Source organism: Rhizorhabdus sp. (assembly GCF_018006725.1).
In the GTDB taxonomy this organism is placed as follows: Bacteria; Pseudomonadota; Alphaproteobacteria; order Sphingomonadales; family Sphingomonadaceae; genus Rhizorhabdus.
Genome location: NZ_JAGMXV010000115.1, coordinates 1 through 14,922, shown reverse-complemented (window position 1 = coordinate 14,922; position 14,922 = coordinate 1). Strand labels below are relative to the sequence as shown.

The following is a 14,922-nucleotide window of genomic DNA, read 5'->3' as shown; positions in this document are numbered from 1 at the left end:
GAGCGGCGACGAGCGCGTGGAGCACTTCGAGCAGCTTGCGGACGTCCTCGAAATGGAGGCCGGTCGTCGGCTCGTCGAGGATGTAGAGGGTGTTGCCGGTCGACCGGCGCGACAGCTCCTTGGCCAGTTTCACGCGCTGCGCCTCGCCGCCCGACAGCGTCGTGGCCTGCTGCCCGACCTTGATATAGCCGAGGCCGACCTCGGCCAGCATCGCCATCTTGTCGCGGATCGGCGGCACCGCCTTGAAGAACTCGACCGCGTCCTCGACCGTCATGTCGAGCACGTCCGCGATCGACTTGCCCTTGAACTTCACTTCCAGCGTCTCGCGATTGTAGCGCGCGCCGTGGCACACGTCGCAGGTGACGTAGACGTCGGGGAGGAAGTGCATCTCGATCTTGAGCACGCCGTCGCCCTGGCAGGCCTCGCAGCGGCCGCCCTTGACGTTGAAGCTGAAGCGGCCCGGCTTGTAGCCGCGCGCCTCGCTCTCGGGCAGGCCGGCGAACCAGTCGCGGATATTGGTGAAGGCGCCGGTATAGGTCGCCGGGTTCGATCGCGGGGTGCGGCCGATCGGCGACTGGTCGATGTCGATCACCTTGTCGCAATGGTCGAGGCCGCTGATCTTGTCATGCGCTCCGGCGACGACCCGCGCGCCGTTCAGCTGGCGGGCTGCCGACGCATAGAGCGTGTCGATCGTGAAGCTCGACTTGCCCGATCCCGACACGCCGGTGATGCAGGTGAAGGTGCCCAGTGGAATGGATGCGGTGACGTCCTTGAGGTTGTTGGCGCGCGCGCCATGGACGGTCAGTTTCTTGCCATTGCCCTTGCGCCGCTTCTTCGGCACGTCGACCATCCGGCGGCCCGACAGATAGGCGCCAGTCAGGCTGTCCTCATGCGCGAGGATCTGGTCGAGCGTGCCCGAGGCGACGACCTCGCCGCCATGGACGCCCGCGCCCGGCCCCATGTCGAGGATATAGTCGGCGGTGCGGATCGCGTCCTCGTCATGCTCGACGACGATGACGGTGTTGCCGAGGTCGCGCAGACGCCGCAGCGTGATCAGCAGCCGGTCATTGTCGCGCTGGTGCAGGCCGATCGAGGGTTCGTCGAGGACGTAGAGCACGCCCGACAGGCCCGAGCCGATCTGCGAGGCGAGGCGGATGCGTTGGCTCTCGCCGCCCGATAGCGTGCCCGAGGTGCGGTCGAGGTTGAGATAGTCGAGCCCGACATTGTCGAGGAAGCCCAGCCGCTCGACGATCTCCTTAAGGATCCGCTCGGCGATCGCGCGCTGCTGCTCGTTTAGGTGGTTGGGCATGTCGCGGAAGAAGGCGAGGGCAGGGCCGACCGCGCGCCGGGTCGACATGGAAATGTCCTCGCCGGCGATCTTCACCGCCAGCGCCTCGGGCTTGAGGCGGGCGCCGCCGCAGACCTCGCAGGGTGCGGCGCTCTGATATTTGGACAGTTCCTCGCGCATCCACGCGCTCTCGGTCGCGAGCATCCGGCGTTCGAGATTGTGGATCACCCCCTCGAACGGCTTCTGGACGTCATAGCTCTTGCGCCCGTCGATGAAGGTCAGCGTGATAGCCTTGCCCTTGGTGCCGTAGAGAACGGCGTCGCGATACTCCTGCGGCAGCTCGTTCCACGGCGTCTCGAGCTTGAAGCCATAAGCACGCGCGACCGAGCTCAGCACCTGCATATAATAGGGGCTGGGCGGGTTCGACTTGGCCCAGGGCACGACCGCGCCCTGCTTGATCGACAGCGCCTCATTGGGGACGACCAGCTGCGGATCGAAATAGAGCTTCTCGCCGAGGCCGTCGCAGGCCGGGCAGGCGCCCTGCGGTGCATTGAACGAGAAAAGACGCGGCTCGATCTCGGCAATGGTGAAGCCCGATACCGGGCAGGCGAATTTTTCGGAGAAGGTGATGCGGTTGGCGGGGATGCCCGTCTTCTTCATGCCGCCGGTGGTCTTGCCGGCGGCATCGGCGAGGGCCTCGCCATATTGGAAGGCGACGGGCATCTCGCGGACGGCTGCGGCCCCTCCACCAGCCTGCGGCTGGTCCCCCTCCCCGTTCCGGGGAGGATTGCTGGCTCCCTGATCCTCCCCGGAACGGGGAGGGGAACCGGCGGAGCCGGTGGAGGGGAATTGTACCGTCGCCTCGGCCACGGTCGTGTCGACCAGATCGGCAAAGGCCAAGCCGTCTGCGAGGCGCAGCGCGGTTTCCAGGCTCTGCGCCAGGCGGGTTTCGATCCCTTCGCGGACGACGAGGCGGTCGACCACCACCTCGATGTCGTGCTTGTACTTCTTGTCGAGCGCGGGAGCGTTCTCGATCTCGTAATTCTCGCCGTCGATGCGAACGCGGGTGAAGCCCGCCTTCTGCCATTCGGCCAGCTCCTTGCGATATTCGCCCTTGCGGCCGCGCACGACCGGGGCGAGCAGCAGGAAGCGGGTGCCCTCCTTCAGCTGAAGGATGCGGTCGACCATCTGGCTGATCGTCTGCGCGGCGATCGGCAGGCCGGTAGCGGGCGAGTAGGGCACGCCGACACGCGCCCAGAGCAGGCGCATATAGTCGTAGATCTCGGTCACCGTCGCGACGGTCGAGCGCGGGTTGCGGCTGGTCGTCTTCTGTTCGATCGAGATGGCCGGCGACAGGCCCTCTATATGATCGACGTCGGGCTTCTGCATCAGCTCGAGGAACTGGCGCGCATAGGCCGACAGGCTCTCGACGTAGCGGCGCTGACCCTCCGCATAGATGGTGTCGAAGGCGAGGCTGGACTTGCCCGATCCCGACAGGCCGGTGATCACGATCAGCTTGTCGCGCGGCAGGTCGACGTCGACGCCCTTTAGGTTATGTTCGCGCGCGCCGCGCACCGAGATATGTGTGAGCATGTCGGGAATGTTCCAGATTTGTTCGCCGCGCGCAAGGCGGTCCGTCGGCCGCCGATGTGGGCAGTGGTTAGGCGTTTCTCAACCCTCTATCGGCTAGAAGGAGCCGGCCTTTCCGTTGGTGGAGGACGTTGCGATGCTTGGTCTGATCAGTCGCCGGGAGCTTGTGCAGTCGCTCCTGATCGCCCTGGTCTTCATGTCGGTAGGCTTCATCCTGCTCGACCGTATGATCGGCGATCCGAACGCGATGGAAAGCGCGTCGCACATCTGATCACCCGTTCAGCGGGTGGCCCCCGGCTTCCACAATATATCGCCCGATCCCGCCAGGTTGATCCAGCGGGCCAGCACGAACAGATGATCGGACAGGCGGTTCACATAAGCGAGGCCGACCGGGTTCAGCCCCGCGTCTCGATCCGCGGCGACGGCCGAGCGTTCGGCCCGCCGGCAGATCGCCCGCGCGAGATGGATCGCCGCCGCCGCCGGATGACCGCCGGGCAGTATGAAGCTGCGCAGCGGCTCCAGCGCCTCGTTCATCTCGTCGATCTCGGCCTCGAGCCGCTCGACCTGCGATTCGACGATGCGGAGCACCATCTCGGACGGCGCGAAATCGGGACCCGGCGTGGCGAAATCGGCGCCGAGGTCGAACAGTTCGTTCTGGATGCGCGACAGCTTCGCGCCGGCGGTTGCCGGCATATCGTGGGTCAGGGCTATGCCGATCGCGGAGTTCAGCTCATCGACGTCGCCAATCGCGGCCATGCGCGGCGCGCATTTGGGCAGACGCGATCCGTCGACCAGGCCCGTCTCGCCCGCATCACCCGTGCGGGTGTAAATCCTGTTCAGCCTGACCATCGGAGGGGGTGGCTCAGGGCCGGCTCATGATCAGCATCAGGATGACCAGGATGACAGCGATCGCCTGGAAGGCGATGCGCATCCGCATCATCTTGTTCTGCTGCAGGCCCGACCGGCTGACCGTTCCCGCCTTGAGGTCTTCCTCGGTGGTCTTGAGGAAGGCGATGATTCCCCGCACCAGCGCGACGACCGTAGCAATCACCGCGAGCAGGATGAGGATGAAGAAGACTGTATTCATCGGCATGGTGTAGCGCGATCGGTGGGGCAGGTGAACCGCAATGTGCCGCAGCGTCGCGCCTCTTCCCTTTCGTGCACTTCGCCGCACCGCATCGGGCGGCGACCGTCGGGCGCCGAAACCCCCGGATCATGGACTCGCCTTGCCCTTTTCCGGCGCTGCGGCTATGGCCGCCGCCGGCTCTTTCAAATCCTCAGTCTCAGGTGAACCATGAAGATCAGCGGCGTGGACATCCGTCCCGGCAACATCATCGAATATGAAGGCGGCATCTGGCGCGCCGTCAAGATCCAGCATACGCAGCCCGGCAAGGGCGGCGCCTATATGCAGGTCGAGATGAAGAACCTGATCGACGGGCGCAAGAACAACGTCCGTTTCCGTTCGGCCGAGACGGTCGAGCGCGTTCGCCTCGACACCAAGGATTTCCAGTTCCTGTTCGCCGAGGGCGAGGATCTGACCTTCATGGACAAGGACAGCTACGAGCAGATCACGCTGCCGCGCGACCTGCTCGGCGATGCTGCCGCCTTCCTCCAGGACGGCATGGACGTCGTCATGGAACTTTACGAGGAGCGCCCGATCTCGGTCCAGCTGCCCGACACCGTCGAGGCGCTGATCGTCGAGGCCGATGCCGTGGTGAAGGGGCAGACCGCCTCGTCCAGCTACAAGCCCGCTTTGCTCGAAAACGGCGTCCGCGTGATGGTGCCGCCGCATATCGCCAGCGGTACCCGCATCGTCGTCGACGTCTACAGCCAGGAATATGTCCGCCGCGCGGACTGATCCTGCCTGATCGCGAGGCCGGTCTCCGGGCCGGCCCGCCTCTTTTTGTCCCCCGGATATCGGCGGGGCCCTGTATCGCGTAGCCAGTGCCGCCCGGCCGGCACGAACGGAGAAGTATCTTGGTCAGCCATTCCGGCCTCATCACCGTCATGGACCGCGCCGCGCGCAAGGCCGCGCCGCGCCTGCGTCGCGACTTCAACGAGGTCCAGCAGCTGCAGGTGAGCCGCAAGGGGCCGGCCGACTTCGTGTCGATGGCCGACCAGCGCGCCGAACAGACGCTGGTCGAGGAACTCAAGCGCGCGCGCCCCGACTGGGGCTTCGTGCTGGAGGAAGGCGGCGAGATCGAGGGCGATCCCAACAAGCCGCGCTGGATCATCGACCCGCTCGACGGGACCACCAACTTTCTCCACGGCATCCCGCACTTCGCGATCTCGATCGCAGTCGAGGAACCGGCCCGACCGGGCCAGATGCGCGGCGACGTCAGCCATGGCCTGATCTATCAGCCGCTGACCGACGAGAGCTTCTGGGCCGAAAAGGGGCGTGGCGCCTGGCTGCAGGACCGTCGCCTGCGCGTGTCGGCGCGTCGCGAGCTCGCCGATGCGCTGGTCGCGACCGGCATTCCTTTTCTCGGTCACGGCGATATCCGCAAGTGGAGCGCCATCTTTGCCCAGGTCGGCCCCGAGATCGCCGGCATTCGTCGCTTCGGCGCCGCCTCGCTCGACCTCGCCTGGGTCGCCGCAGGACGCTTCGACGCCTTCTGGGAATCGGAGCTGAAGATCTGGGACGTGGCGGCCGGCATCCTGCTGGTGCGGGAGGCGGGCGGCTTCGTCAGCGATTTCCGCGGCGGTGACCGGATGCACGAGCGCAACGAATATCTTGCCACCAATGACGGGCTGGCCACGCGCCTGCACAAGCTCGTCGCGCAGGGCGTCAAGGGGCTTTGAGGGCGTCGCGCCGCCGCTTGCAGGCGGCGGTGCGGATGCGGGCCTGCACCATGGGCCAGCTTCCCGGAAATCGACGGGAAACACTCGCCTTTTTGCGAGTCATTCTCACTCCCCGACACCTTGCTTCGCACATGCGGCGCGCCTAAAGGTCGCGCCAAAGGCCGGATTCCCGGCCCTCTGCTCGGAGCCTGTTCATGGCGTCAGTCGCCGCTGGATATCTACCGATCCTGATCTTCCTGGGGGTCGCTCTCGTTCTGTCGAGTGCGTTCGTCTTCCTGCCGATGCTCGTGTCGCGTGCGACCGGCTCGCACAAGCCGACCCCTGAGAAGCTCACCGAATATGAATGCGGCTTCCCGGCCTTCGAGGACAGCCGTGCCCAGTTCGACGTGCGCTTCTACCTGATCGCGATCCTGTTCATCATCTTCGATCTCGAAGCGGCCTTTCTCTATCCGTGGGCGGTGTCGCTGGGCGGCATCGGCTTCGCCGGCTGGGCCTCGATGATGATCTTCCTGGTCGAACTGACGATCGGTTACATCTACGCGTGGAAGAAGGGAGCCCTGGAATGGGAGTGACGCTCGATCCGGCGCGCAACCCGCACAAGCTGGAAGGCTTCGGCGGCGATATCGTCCAGCCCGATGCCGACTTCTTCAAGTCGCTGCAGGCCGAGGTCAACGACAAGGGCTTCCTCGTCACCTCTGCCGAGGAGCTGTTCCAGTGGGCCCGCACCGGCTCGCTGTGGTGGATGACCTTCGGTCTCGCCTGCTGCGCGGTCGAGATGATCCACGTCAACATGCCGCGCTACGACCTGGAGCGCTTCGGCGCCGCGCCGCGCGCCTCTCCGCGCCAGTCGGACGTGATGATCGTCGCCGGTACGCTGTGCAACAAGATGGCCCCTGCGCTGCGTCGCGTCTACGACCAGATGTCCGAGCCCAAATATGTGATCTCGATGGGTTCCTGCGCCAATGGCGGCGGCTATTATCACTATAGCTACTCGGTGGTGCGTGGCTGCGACCGGATCGTGCCCGTCGACATCTATGTGCCCGGCTGCCCGCCGACCGCCGAGGCGCTGCTCTATGGCATCATGCAGCTGCAGCGTAAGATCCGCCGCGTGGGGACGCTCGAGAGATGAGTGACACTTCGCTGACCTTCCCGCGTTTCGCGGCCAAGGACGGGTTTGCCGAGGCGGTGACCGCCGCCCTCGGTGCACGCCTGATCGAGCTGCGTCAGTGCGTCGGCGAATATGCGCTGCACGTCGCCCGCGACAGCCTGGTCGAGACGATGACGATCCTGCGCGATCAGCTGGAATATCAGCAGCTGATGGAGATCGCCGGCGTCGACTATCCCGATCGCGCCGAGCGGTTCGAGGTCGTCTATTGCATGCTCAGCCTGACGCGGAACCATCGCATCCGCGTCCATGTCGCCGCCGACGAAGTTACCCCGGTTCCGTCGGTGACCGGGCTGTGGCCGGTCGCCGGCTGGCTCGAGCGCGAGGTGTTCGACATGTATGGCGTGCTGTTCGAGGGCAACCCCGACCTGCGCCGTATCCTGACCGACTATGGCTTTCGCGGCCATCCGCAGCGCAAGGACTTCCCGCTGACGGGCTATGTCGAGCTGCGCTATTCGGAGCAGCACAAGCGCGTGGTCTATGAGCCGGTCAAGCTGGCGCAGGACTTCCGCAGCTTCGACTTCATGAGCCCGTGGGAAGGCGCCGACTATATCCTTCCGGGGGACGAGAAGGTCTCGGCGACACAGCCGGGTGCGCCGACCCCTGCGCCGGCGCCGGCCGGCACCGCGCCCAAGCCGGTCGAGGGCAAGGCGCCGCCGCCCACGCCCAAGACGACCGATCATGTGGGGCAGACCGGCGAAGGCAAGGCCGACCCGCTCGGCGACGGAGCGAAGAAGTAATGGCTTCGACCTATGACACGCTGACTCCCGAGGCCCAGAAGGGCGAGACGGAGATCCAGAACTACACGATCAACTTCGGTCCGCAGCACCCGGCCGCGCACGGCGTGCTGCGCATGGTGATGGAGCTCGACGGCGAGATCGTCGAGCGCGTCGACCCGCATGTCGGCCTGCTCCATCGCGGCACCGAGAAGCTGATCGAATACAAGACCTATCTGCAGGCGCTGCCCTATTTCGACCGGCTCGACTATTGCTCGCCGCTCGGCATGGAGCACAGCTATGTGCTGGCGGTCGAGAAGCTGCTCCAGCTCGAAGTGCCGCTCCGCGCGCAATATCTGCGCGTGCTGTTCGCCGAGCTGACCCGCATCTGCAACCACATGCTCAACATCGGCGCGCACGTCATGGACGTCGGCGCGATGACGCCGAATCTGTGGCTGTTCGAAATCCGCGAGGACTGCCTCAACTTCTTCGAGCGCGCGTCGGGCGCGCGCATGCACTCGGCCTGGTTCCGTCCGGGCGGCGTGCACCAGGACGTGCCGCTGAAGCTGCTGACCGACATCGGCGACTGGCTCGACGACCGTATGCCGCGCCTGTTCGAGGACGCGGTGTCGCTGTTCGCCGACAACCGCATCTTCAAGCAGCGCAACGTCGACATCGGCGTGGTGAGCAAGGAAGACGCGATCGCCTGGGGCTTCTCCGGCCCGATGATCCGTGCGGCCGGCATTCCCTGGGATATCCGCAAGGCGCAGCCCTACGACGTCTATGACCGCATGGACTTCGAGGTTCCCGTGGGCACCAAGGGCGACTGCTACGACCGGATCATGGTCCGCATCGAGGAAGTCCGCCAGTCGGCGCGCATCATCAAGCAGTGCCTGCGCGAAATGCCCGAAGGGCCGATCGCCAGCCTCGACCGCAAGGTCGTGCCGCCCAAGCGGGGCGAGATGAAGCGCTCGATGGAAGCGCTGATCCACCATTTCAAGCTCTACACCGAGGGCTTCCATGTGCCCGAGGGCGACGTCTATGTCGCGACCGAGAGCCCGAAGGGCGAGTTCGGCGTCTATCTGGTCTCGGACGGCAGCAACAAGCCGTATCGCTGCAAGATCCGCCCGACCGCGTTCAGCCATCTTCAGGCGATGGACTTCATGATGAAGGGCCATATGCTCGCCGACACCACCGCCATCCTCTCGGCGATCGACGTCGTGTTCGGGGAGTGCGACCGGTGAGCAGCAAGCTGGCGATCGCAGAGCAGATGATCGCGCATTACAATGCGCAGGACGCCGACGCCTATGTCGCGCTGATGACCGACGATGCGGCCGAAGCCGGCTATCGCGGCGCGGTGCTGCGCGACGGGCGCGAGGGCGTTCGCGAAGGGCTCAAGGCGATGTTTGCGCAGTTCCCCGAGAACCGCGCCGAAATCCTCTCCGGCCAGCAACTGGGCGACTATATCCTCCTTCACGAGAAGGTGTACCGGTCCAGCGATGCCGAGCCGTTCGAGGTGATGAGCATCTACAGTTTCGAAGGCGACAAGGTGTCGCGCGTGGAGTTCGTGCGCTGATGGCTGACGCAGCCCATATTCCCGACGAGGCCGAGACCCGCGCCCGCTGGGGCAATTTCGCCTGGACGGCGGAAAATGCCGAGCAGGCGAAGAAGATCATCGCCCGCTATCCCCCGGGGCGCCAGCAGTCGGCGGTGATGCCGCTGCTCGACCTGGCGCAGCGCCAGGTCGGCGCCGAGACCAACACCCAGGGCTGGCTGCCCGTGCCGGTGATGGAATATATCGGCAAGCAGCTCGACATGGCCTATATTCGGGTGTTCGAGGTCGCGACCTTCTACACCATGTACAATCTGGCGCCGGTCGGCCGCTATCATGTGCAGGTGTGCGGCACGACGCCGTGCATGCTGCGCGGCTCCGATGACGTTCTCGATGCCTGCTACAAGAAGGGCATGAAGAAGGGCGCGACGACGGCCGACGGTCTGTTCACGCTCACCGAGGTCGAATGCCTCGGCGCCTGCGCCAACGCACCGATGGTCCAGATCAACGACGACAATTACGAGGATCTGACCTTCGACAGCATGACCGCCGTGCTCGATGCGCTTGCGCGCGGCGAGCAGCCGAAGGTCGGCCCGCAGATCGACCGCCAGACGAGCTGCCCCGAAGGCGGCCCGACGACGCTGGTCGAAATGGTCGGCGAGAATCATGACTATCGCGGCCGCTGGGATGCGCCCGCATGAGCGCGCTGATCGCGATCATCGTCACGGTCGTGCTGGCGGTCATCCTCGTGAAGGTGACCTTCAAGCTGCTGGGCGTCGCGATCGCGATCGGTCTGGGCCTGCTGGCCTATTTCGTGGCCGACAAGCTGTTCGGAAAGAAGATCTGATGGCTGCTATCGGCCTTTTCACCGCGCCGGCGCCGGCCGGTCTCTCCCTCGGTCATCCGGCCTGCGCCGGAACCGCGCTTCCTGTTCGGGGTGCCTTCGATGCTTGACGACAAGGATCGCATCTTCACCAACGTCTACGGATTCCAGCCCTGGAATCTCGAGGCGGCGCGCAAACGCGGCGACTGGGACAATACCAAGAAACTGCTCGAACGCGGGCCGGACCAGATCATCGAGGACATCAAGGCCTCGGGTCTGCGCGGTCGCGGCGGCGCCGGCTTCCCGACCGGCATGAAGTGGAGCTTCATGCCCAAGGAGCCGAAGCCCGGCCGTCCGAGCTTCCTGGTGATCAACGCCGACGAGTCCGAGCCCGGCTCGTGCAAGGACCGCGAGATCATGCGCCACGATCCGCATAAGCTGATCGAAGGCGCGCTGATCGCCGGCTTCGCGATGCGCGCGCGCGCGGCCTATATCTATATCCGCGGCGAGTTCATCTACGAGGCGAAGGTGCTCTTCGCCGCCGTCGAGGAAGCCTATGCCGCCGGCCTGCTCGGCAAGAACGCCGCCGGCTCGGGCTATGATTTCGACGTCTTCGTCCATCGCGGCGCGGGTGCCTATATCTGCGGCGAGGAAACCGCGCAGATCGAAAGCCTCGAAGGCAAGAAGGGCCAGCCCCGCCTAAAGCCGCCTTTCCCGGCGGGTGCCGGCCTTTATGGCTGCCCGACCACGGTCAACAACGTCGAGTCGATCGCGGTCGCCCCGACGATCCTGCGGCGCGGCGCGAGCTGGTTCGCGGGCATCGGCCGCGAGGGCAACAAGGGCACCAAGCTCTTCCAGATCTCGGGCCATGTGAACAAGCCCTGCGTGGTCGAGGAAGCGATGGGGATTAGCTTCCGCGAGCTGATCGACAAGCATGCCGGCGGCATTCGCGGCGGCTGGGACAATCTGCTCGCGGTGATCCCGGGCGGATCGTCGGTGCCGCTGGTGCCGGCCGCGCAGATCATGGACGCACCGATGGATTTCGACGGCCTCAAGGGCGTCGGATCGGGCCTCGGCACGGCGGCGGTCATCGTCATGGACAAGTCGACCGACATCGTCCGCGCGATCAGCCGGCTCAGCTATTTCTACAAGCATGAGAGCTGCGGCCAGTGCACCCCCTGCCGCGAAGGCACGGGCTGGATGTGGCGCGTCATGGAGCGCCTTCGCACCGGCGATGCGGCGGTCGAGGAAATCGACATGCTGCTCGACGTCACCAAGCAGGTCGAAGGCCACACCATCTGCGCGCTGGGCGACGCGGCGGCCTGGCCGATCCAGGGCCTGCTCCGCCATTTCCGCCCCGAGGTCGAGCGTCGCATCGCGGAGCGCGGCGGCAGCCCGATGATGGAGGCGGCCGAATGAAGGCGGCTCTTCTCCCGACCCTGATGTCCGCAGCGCTGATCGCTTCGTCGGCGATGGCGGAGCCGCCGATCGGCTCCCGCCTGGGCGAACGCACGGCCACCGCCAACCAGCGCACCAATTATGATGCGTTGCGTACCGCGCATCGTTTGGCGGAATGCTTGTATTTCAAGCGCGGCGGCGACGTGCGGGCCTTTCTGGCGGCGCGTACCGATGCCGACGTCCAGCGATATGATCGCGCGCTGAACAAAAGCGTGGAATGCGCCCGTGCCCAGCTGACCGATACGCCGAACATCGAGGGGGCGGCAGTGCTGGCTCCCGCAGATGTGATGCGCGGCATCTTCGCCGAGGCGGCGCTGCTCAAGATGAAGACCGACGACGCGCTGCCGCCGCTGGAAGCCCAGCCGAGCTATGCGCGCGACTGGTTTGCTGTCACGGGCCGCCCGGCCGCGATCGACGAGATGGGTGCCTGCACGGCAGACCAGAATCCGGCCGGAATCCGCAGCCTGCTTGCGACAAAGCCGGAAAGTGCCGAGGAAGTCGCAGCGGTGAAGGCACTGGGCACGACGCTCGGGCCGTGCCTGCCGCAGGGCGCCACGCTCAAGGCAAATCGCCAGTCGCTGCGTGCAGTGCTGGCCGAAGCTCTTTATCAGCGCGCCGTGGCTCCGCCGCCCGCTGACACTCAGGGATGACCGTCGAGGACCTATGCCGAAACTGACCGTAGACGGGATCGAAGTCGAAGTCCCCGCCGGCGCCACGGTGCTCCAGGCGTGCGAAGCCGCGGGCAAGGAAATCCCGCGCTTCTGCTACCATGAGCGGCTGTCGATCGCCGGCAATTGCCGCATGTGCCTCGTCGAGGTGAAGCCCGGGCCGCCGAAGCCGCAGGCGTCGTGCGCGCTGCCCGCCGCCGACAATCAGGAAATCCTTACCCAGTCGCCGATGGTGAAGAAGGCGCGCGAAGGCGTCATGGAATTCCTGCTGATCAACCACCCGCTCGACTGCCCGATCTGCGATCAGGGCGGCGAGTGCGACCTGCAGGACCAGTCGGTCGCCTATGGCCGGGGCCAGAGCCGCTTTGGCGAGAACAAGCGCGCCGTCACCGACAAATATATGGGCCCGATCGTCAAGACGACGATGACGCGCTGCATCCAGTGCACCCGCTGCGTCCGCTTCGCGGAGGAAGTGTCGGGCGTGGAGGAGATCGGCGCGGTCTATCGCGGCGAGAACATGCAGATCACCTCCTATCTCGAAAAGGCGGTGACCAGCGAGCTTTCGGGCAATGTCGTCGATCTGTGCCCGGTCGGGGCGCTGACCAGCAAGCCTTATGCGTTCGAAGCCCGTCCGTGGGAGCTCAAGAAGACGCTCGGCATCGACGTGATGGATGCGGTCGGCACCAATGTCCGCTTCGACAGCCGCGGCCGCCAGGTGCTGCGCGTGCTGCCCCGGATCAACGAGGACGTGAACGAGGAATGGGCGTCGGACAAGACGCGCCACGCCGTCGACGGCCTCGTCCGTCGTCGCCTCGATCGTCCGTTCGTCCGCAAGGACGGCAAGCTGGTCGAGGCCAGCTGGGCCGACGCCTTTGCCGCGATCAAGGCCGCCAATGCCGGTTCGTCAGTCGCCGCGATTGCGGGTGACCAGCTCGACTGCGAGACGATGTACGCCGCCAGGGCGCTGCTTGGCGCGATGGGATCGACCCTGCTCGAAGGGCGCCAGACCGGGATGGACTATGACACGTCCAGCCTCTCGGCGGTCAATTTCAACAGCACGATCGCCGGCATCGAGACGGCCGACGTCATCCTGCTGGTCGGCTCGAACCTGCGCTGGGAGGCGCCGCTGATCAACACGCGCGTCCGCAAGGCGGTCGTTCGCAAGCGGGCCAAGGTGTTCGCGATCGGCGAGCAGGTCGACCTGACCTATCCGGCGACCTGGCTCGGCAACGACCTCGGCCTGCTCGGCAATCTGCCCCAGGACGTGGTCGACGCCTTCGCCAAGGCCGAGCGCCCGGCGGTGATCGTCGGCGGTGGCGCGCTCAAGGCGGGTGCGCAGGGCGCGACCCTGGCTCTGGTCGAGCCGCTCGGCCTCGTGAAGGATGGCTGGAACGGCTATAATGTCGTCCATCTCGCGGCTGCGCGGATGGGCGGGCTGATGCTCGGCTATGCGCAGAAGGGCGGCATCGCCGACCTCGCCGACGCCGCGCCGAAGCTGCTCTTCCTGCTCGGCGCCGACGATGTCGACCTGTCGCGCTTCGCCAAGAGCCTGAAGGTCTATGTTGGCCATCATGGCGATGCCGGAGCCGCCGGCGCGGACATCGTCCTGCCGGGTGCTGCTTATACCGAGAAGCCGGGCACCTATGTGAACACCGAAGGCCGCGTCCAGCGCAGCGACCGGGCGGTCTTCCCACCGGGCGACGCGCGCGAGGACTGGGCGATCTTCCGCGCCCTCTCCGACGTGCTCGGCCACAAGCTGCCGTTCGACACGCTCGATCAGCTGCGCGCCGCGATGATCGCGGAAGTGCCCGCTTTGGGTGTCGAGGGCCTCGCCGCTTATGGCTGGTCGGTCCCGACGGGCCTCGCCGCGAGCGCGTCCGGTCCGGTCGGCTATCCGGTCAAGGACTTCTACCTCACCAACCCGATCGCTCGTGCGAGCGACACGATGCAGCGCTGCTCGGCCGAGCTTATCCACGGCCAGAGCTTCGCGGAGGCCGCCGAATGACCGCGCTGTTCCAAAGCTGGGGCCTCGCCTTCGAATGGGCGTGGCTCGCCTCGACGATCATCGGCATTCTCGTCATCGCGCTGCCGCTGATGCTCGCCGTGGCGATGATCATCTATGCCGACCGCAAGATCTGGGCGGCGATGGCACTGCGTCGCGGTCCGAACGTCGTCGGTCCCTGGGGCCTGCTGCAGAGCTTTGCCGACGGCGCAAAGGTCTTTCTGCAGGAAACCATCATTCCGGCGGCCGCGAACAAGGGCCTGTTCCTGCTCGCGCCGATCATCACCTTCACGGTCGCGCTGATCGTCTGGGCGGTGATCCCCTTCGCTCCGGGCGTCGTGTTGGCCGACATCAACATCGGCCTGCTCTACGTGCTCGCGGCCTCGTCGATCGGCGTCTATGGCGTGATCATCGCGGGCTGGGCGTCCAACTCCAAATACCCCTTCTACTCGGCGCTCCGCGCGGCCGCGCAGATGGTCAGCTACGAAGTCTCGATCGGTTTCGTGCTCATCTCAGTGGTGCTGTGGACCGGCAGCTTCAACATGTCGGCGATCGTCGAGGGGCAGCGCGCCCACATCTTCGGCTTCATCAACGGCTATGGTTTCAACCCGCTGCTGTTCCCGATGGCCGTGGTCTTCCTGATCTCGGCCATGGCGGAAACGGCACGCGCGCCGTTCGACCTGACCGAGGCGGAGTCGGAGCTCGTCGCCGGCTATCAGACCGAATATTCGTCGATGTCCTTCGCGCTCTACTGGCTCGGCGAATATGCCAACGTCATCCTGATGTGCGGCCTCAACGCGATCCTGTTCTGGGGCGGCTGGCTGCCCCCGGTCGACTGGGCGCCGCTCTACATGGTGC

17 protein-coding genes are annotated in these 14,922 nt (G+C 65.8%); 14 read left to right on the top strand and 3 right to left on the bottom strand.

All coding sequences use genetic code 11. The features are described from left to right. The coding region (gene uvrA, locus KAY22_RS15785; protein ID WP_296624357.1) for an excinuclease ABC subunit UvrA at positions 1-2,881 on the bottom strand (2,881 nt) is incomplete at its 3' end. A 133-nt stretch (positions 2,882-3,014) separates the two neighbouring features. On the opposite strand from uvrA, the gene KAY22_RS15780 reads away from it, so the two are divergent. Beyond that, the gene (locus KAY22_RS15780) at positions 3,015-3,149 is read left to right on the top strand and encodes a hypothetical protein (RefSeq protein ID WP_296624356.1); all 135 of its coding nucleotides are present in this window, start codon (positions 3,015-3,017) and stop codon (positions 3,147-3,149) included. Positions 3,150-3,157: 8 nt separating this feature from the next. Here KAY22_RS15780 and KAY22_RS15775 read toward each other — a convergent pair whose 3' ends face one another. Further along, positions 3,158-3,727, bottom strand: coding sequence for a cob(I)yrinic acid a,c-diamide adenosyltransferase (locus tag KAY22_RS15775; RefSeq protein ID WP_296624355.1), 570 nt, complete (start codon positions 3,725-3,727; stop codon positions 3,158-3,160). A gap of 13 nt (positions 3,728-3,740) precedes the next feature. Next, complete coding sequence (locus KAY22_RS15770; RefSeq protein WP_296624359.1) at positions 3,741-3,965, bottom strand: twin transmembrane helix small protein; 225 nt, start codon at positions 3,963-3,965, stop codon at positions 3,741-3,743. 207 nt (positions 3,966-4,172) lie between these two features. On the opposite strand from KAY22_RS15770, the gene efp reads away from it, so the two are divergent. The 13 genes from efp to KAY22_RS15705 form a co-directional block, all read left to right on the top strand. After that, a complete protein-coding gene (gene efp, locus KAY22_RS15765) occupies positions 4,173-4,736 on the top strand; it encodes an elongation factor P (protein WP_296624354.1) in 564 nt (187 codons plus the stop codon). Between the two features lie 119 nt (positions 4,737-4,855). Continuing rightward, positions 4,856-5,680, top strand: a complete 825-nt coding sequence (locus KAY22_RS15760) for an inositol monophosphatase family protein (protein ID WP_296624353.1) — start codon at positions 4,856-4,858, stop codon at positions 5,678-5,680. Between the two features lie 194 nt (positions 5,681-5,874). Then, positions 5,875-6,252 (top strand): NADH-quinone oxidoreductase subunit A, encoded by a 378-nt coding sequence (ndhC, locus tag KAY22_RS15755; RefSeq protein WP_296624352.1) that lies wholly within the window; start codon positions 5,875-5,877, stop codon positions 6,250-6,252. Beyond that, positions 6,243-6,809 (top strand): NADH-quinone oxidoreductase subunit B, encoded by a 567-nt coding sequence (locus KAY22_RS15750; protein ID WP_165323226.1) that lies wholly within the window; start codon positions 6,243-6,245, stop codon positions 6,807-6,809. Before ndhC ends, KAY22_RS15750 begins: the two co-directional genes overlap by 10 nt. After that, on the top strand, positions 6,806-7,585 hold the full coding sequence (locus tag KAY22_RS15745) for an NADH-quinone oxidoreductase subunit C (RefSeq protein WP_296624351.1): 780 nt from the start codon (positions 6,806-6,808) through the stop codon (positions 7,583-7,585). Before KAY22_RS15750 ends, KAY22_RS15745 begins: the two co-directional genes overlap by 4 nt. Continuing rightward, positions 7,585-8,805: an NADH-quinone oxidoreductase subunit D gene (locus KAY22_RS15740; protein WP_296624350.1), complete on the top strand. Its 1,221-nt coding sequence runs from the start codon at positions 7,585-7,587 to the stop codon at positions 8,803-8,805. The genes KAY22_RS15745 and KAY22_RS15740 overlap by 1 nt, the downstream gene beginning before the upstream one ends. Positions 8,806-8,831: 26 nt before the next feature. Further along, complete coding sequence (locus KAY22_RS15735) at positions 8,832-9,137, top strand: nuclear transport factor 2 family protein (protein WP_296624358.1); 306 nt, start codon at positions 8,832-8,834, stop codon at positions 9,135-9,137. Then, the gene (locus KAY22_RS15730; protein ID WP_296624349.1) at positions 9,137-9,814 is read left to right on the top strand and encodes an NAD(P)H-dependent oxidoreductase subunit E; all 678 of its coding nucleotides are present in this window, start codon (positions 9,137-9,139) and stop codon (positions 9,812-9,814) included. Before KAY22_RS15735 ends, KAY22_RS15730 begins: the two co-directional genes overlap by 1 nt. Then, complete coding sequence (locus KAY22_RS15725) at positions 9,811-9,960, top strand: hypothetical protein (RefSeq protein ID WP_296624348.1); 150 nt, start codon at positions 9,811-9,813, stop codon at positions 9,958-9,960. The genes KAY22_RS15730 and KAY22_RS15725 overlap by 4 nt, the downstream gene beginning before the upstream one ends. Positions 9,961-10,059: 99 nt before the next feature. Beyond that, complete coding sequence (nuoF, locus tag KAY22_RS15720; protein ID WP_296624347.1) at positions 10,060-11,355, top strand: NADH-quinone oxidoreductase subunit NuoF; 1,296 nt, start codon at positions 10,060-10,062, stop codon at positions 11,353-11,355. Next, positions 11,352-12,044: a hypothetical protein gene (locus KAY22_RS15715; RefSeq protein WP_296624346.1), complete on the top strand. Its 693-nt coding sequence runs from the start codon at positions 11,352-11,354 to the stop codon at positions 12,042-12,044. Before nuoF ends, KAY22_RS15715 begins: the two co-directional genes overlap by 4 nt. Before the next feature lie 13 nt (positions 12,045-12,057). After that, on the top strand, positions 12,058-14,067 hold the full coding sequence (nuoG, locus tag KAY22_RS15710) for an NADH-quinone oxidoreductase subunit NuoG (RefSeq protein ID WP_296624345.1): 2,010 nt from the start codon (positions 12,058-12,060) through the stop codon (positions 14,065-14,067). Continuing rightward, positions 14,064-14,922: NADH-quinone oxidoreductase subunit H (locus KAY22_RS15705; protein ID WP_296624344.1), on the top strand; the 859-nt coding region annotated here is incomplete at its 3' end. The genes nuoG and KAY22_RS15705, both read left to right, overlap by 4 nt.

Excerpts from the sequence above, each read along its gene's own strand:
- ndhC (WP_296624352.1), top strand. The coding sequence starts at position 5,875 with ATGGCGTCAGTCGCCGCTGGATATCTACCGATCCTGATCTTCCTGGGG.
- nuoF (WP_296624347.1), top strand. The coding sequence starts at position 10,060 with ATGCTTGACGACAAGGATCGCATCTTCACCAACGTCTACGGATTCCAG.
- KAY22_RS15740 (WP_296624350.1), top strand. The coding sequence starts at position 7,585 with ATGGCTTCGACCTATGACACGCTGACTCCCGAGGCCCAGAAGGGCGAG.
- KAY22_RS15730 (WP_296624349.1), top strand. The coding sequence starts at position 9,137 with ATGGCTGACGCAGCCCATATTCCCGACGAGGCCGAGACCCGCGCCCGC.
- KAY22_RS15725 (WP_296624348.1), top strand. The coding sequence starts at position 9,811 with ATGAGCGCGCTGATCGCGATCATCGTCACGGTCGTGCTGGCGGTCATC.
- KAY22_RS15715 (WP_296624346.1), top strand. The coding sequence starts at position 11,352 with ATGAAGGCGGCTCTTCTCCCGACCCTGATGTCCGCAGCGCTGATCGCT.
- KAY22_RS15745 (WP_296624351.1), top strand. The coding sequence starts at position 6,806 with ATGAGTGACACTTCGCTGACCTTCCCGCGTTTCGCGGCCAAGGACGGG.
- nuoG (WP_296624345.1), top strand. The coding sequence starts at position 12,058 with ATGCCGAAACTGACCGTAGACGGGATCGAAGTCGAAGTCCCCGCCGGC.
- KAY22_RS15735 (WP_296624358.1), top strand. The coding sequence starts at position 8,832 with ATGATCGCGCATTACAATGCGCAGGACGCCGACGCCTATGTCGCGCTG.
- efp (WP_296624354.1), top strand. The coding sequence starts at position 4,173 with ATGAAGATCAGCGGCGTGGACATCCGTCCCGGCAACATCATCGAATAT.
- KAY22_RS15750 (WP_165323226.1), top strand. The coding sequence starts at position 6,243 with ATGGGAGTGACGCTCGATCCGGCGCGCAACCCGCACAAGCTGGAAGGC.
- KAY22_RS15770 (WP_296624359.1), bottom strand. The coding sequence starts at position 3,965 with ATGAATACAGTCTTCTTCATCCTCATCCTGCTCGCGGTGATTGCTACG.
- KAY22_RS15780 (WP_296624356.1), top strand. The coding sequence starts at position 3,015 with ATGCTTGGTCTGATCAGTCGCCGGGAGCTTGTGCAGTCGCTCCTGATC.
- KAY22_RS15775 (WP_296624355.1), bottom strand. The coding sequence starts at position 3,727 with ATGGTCAGGCTGAACAGGATTTACACCCGCACGGGTGATGCGGGCGAG.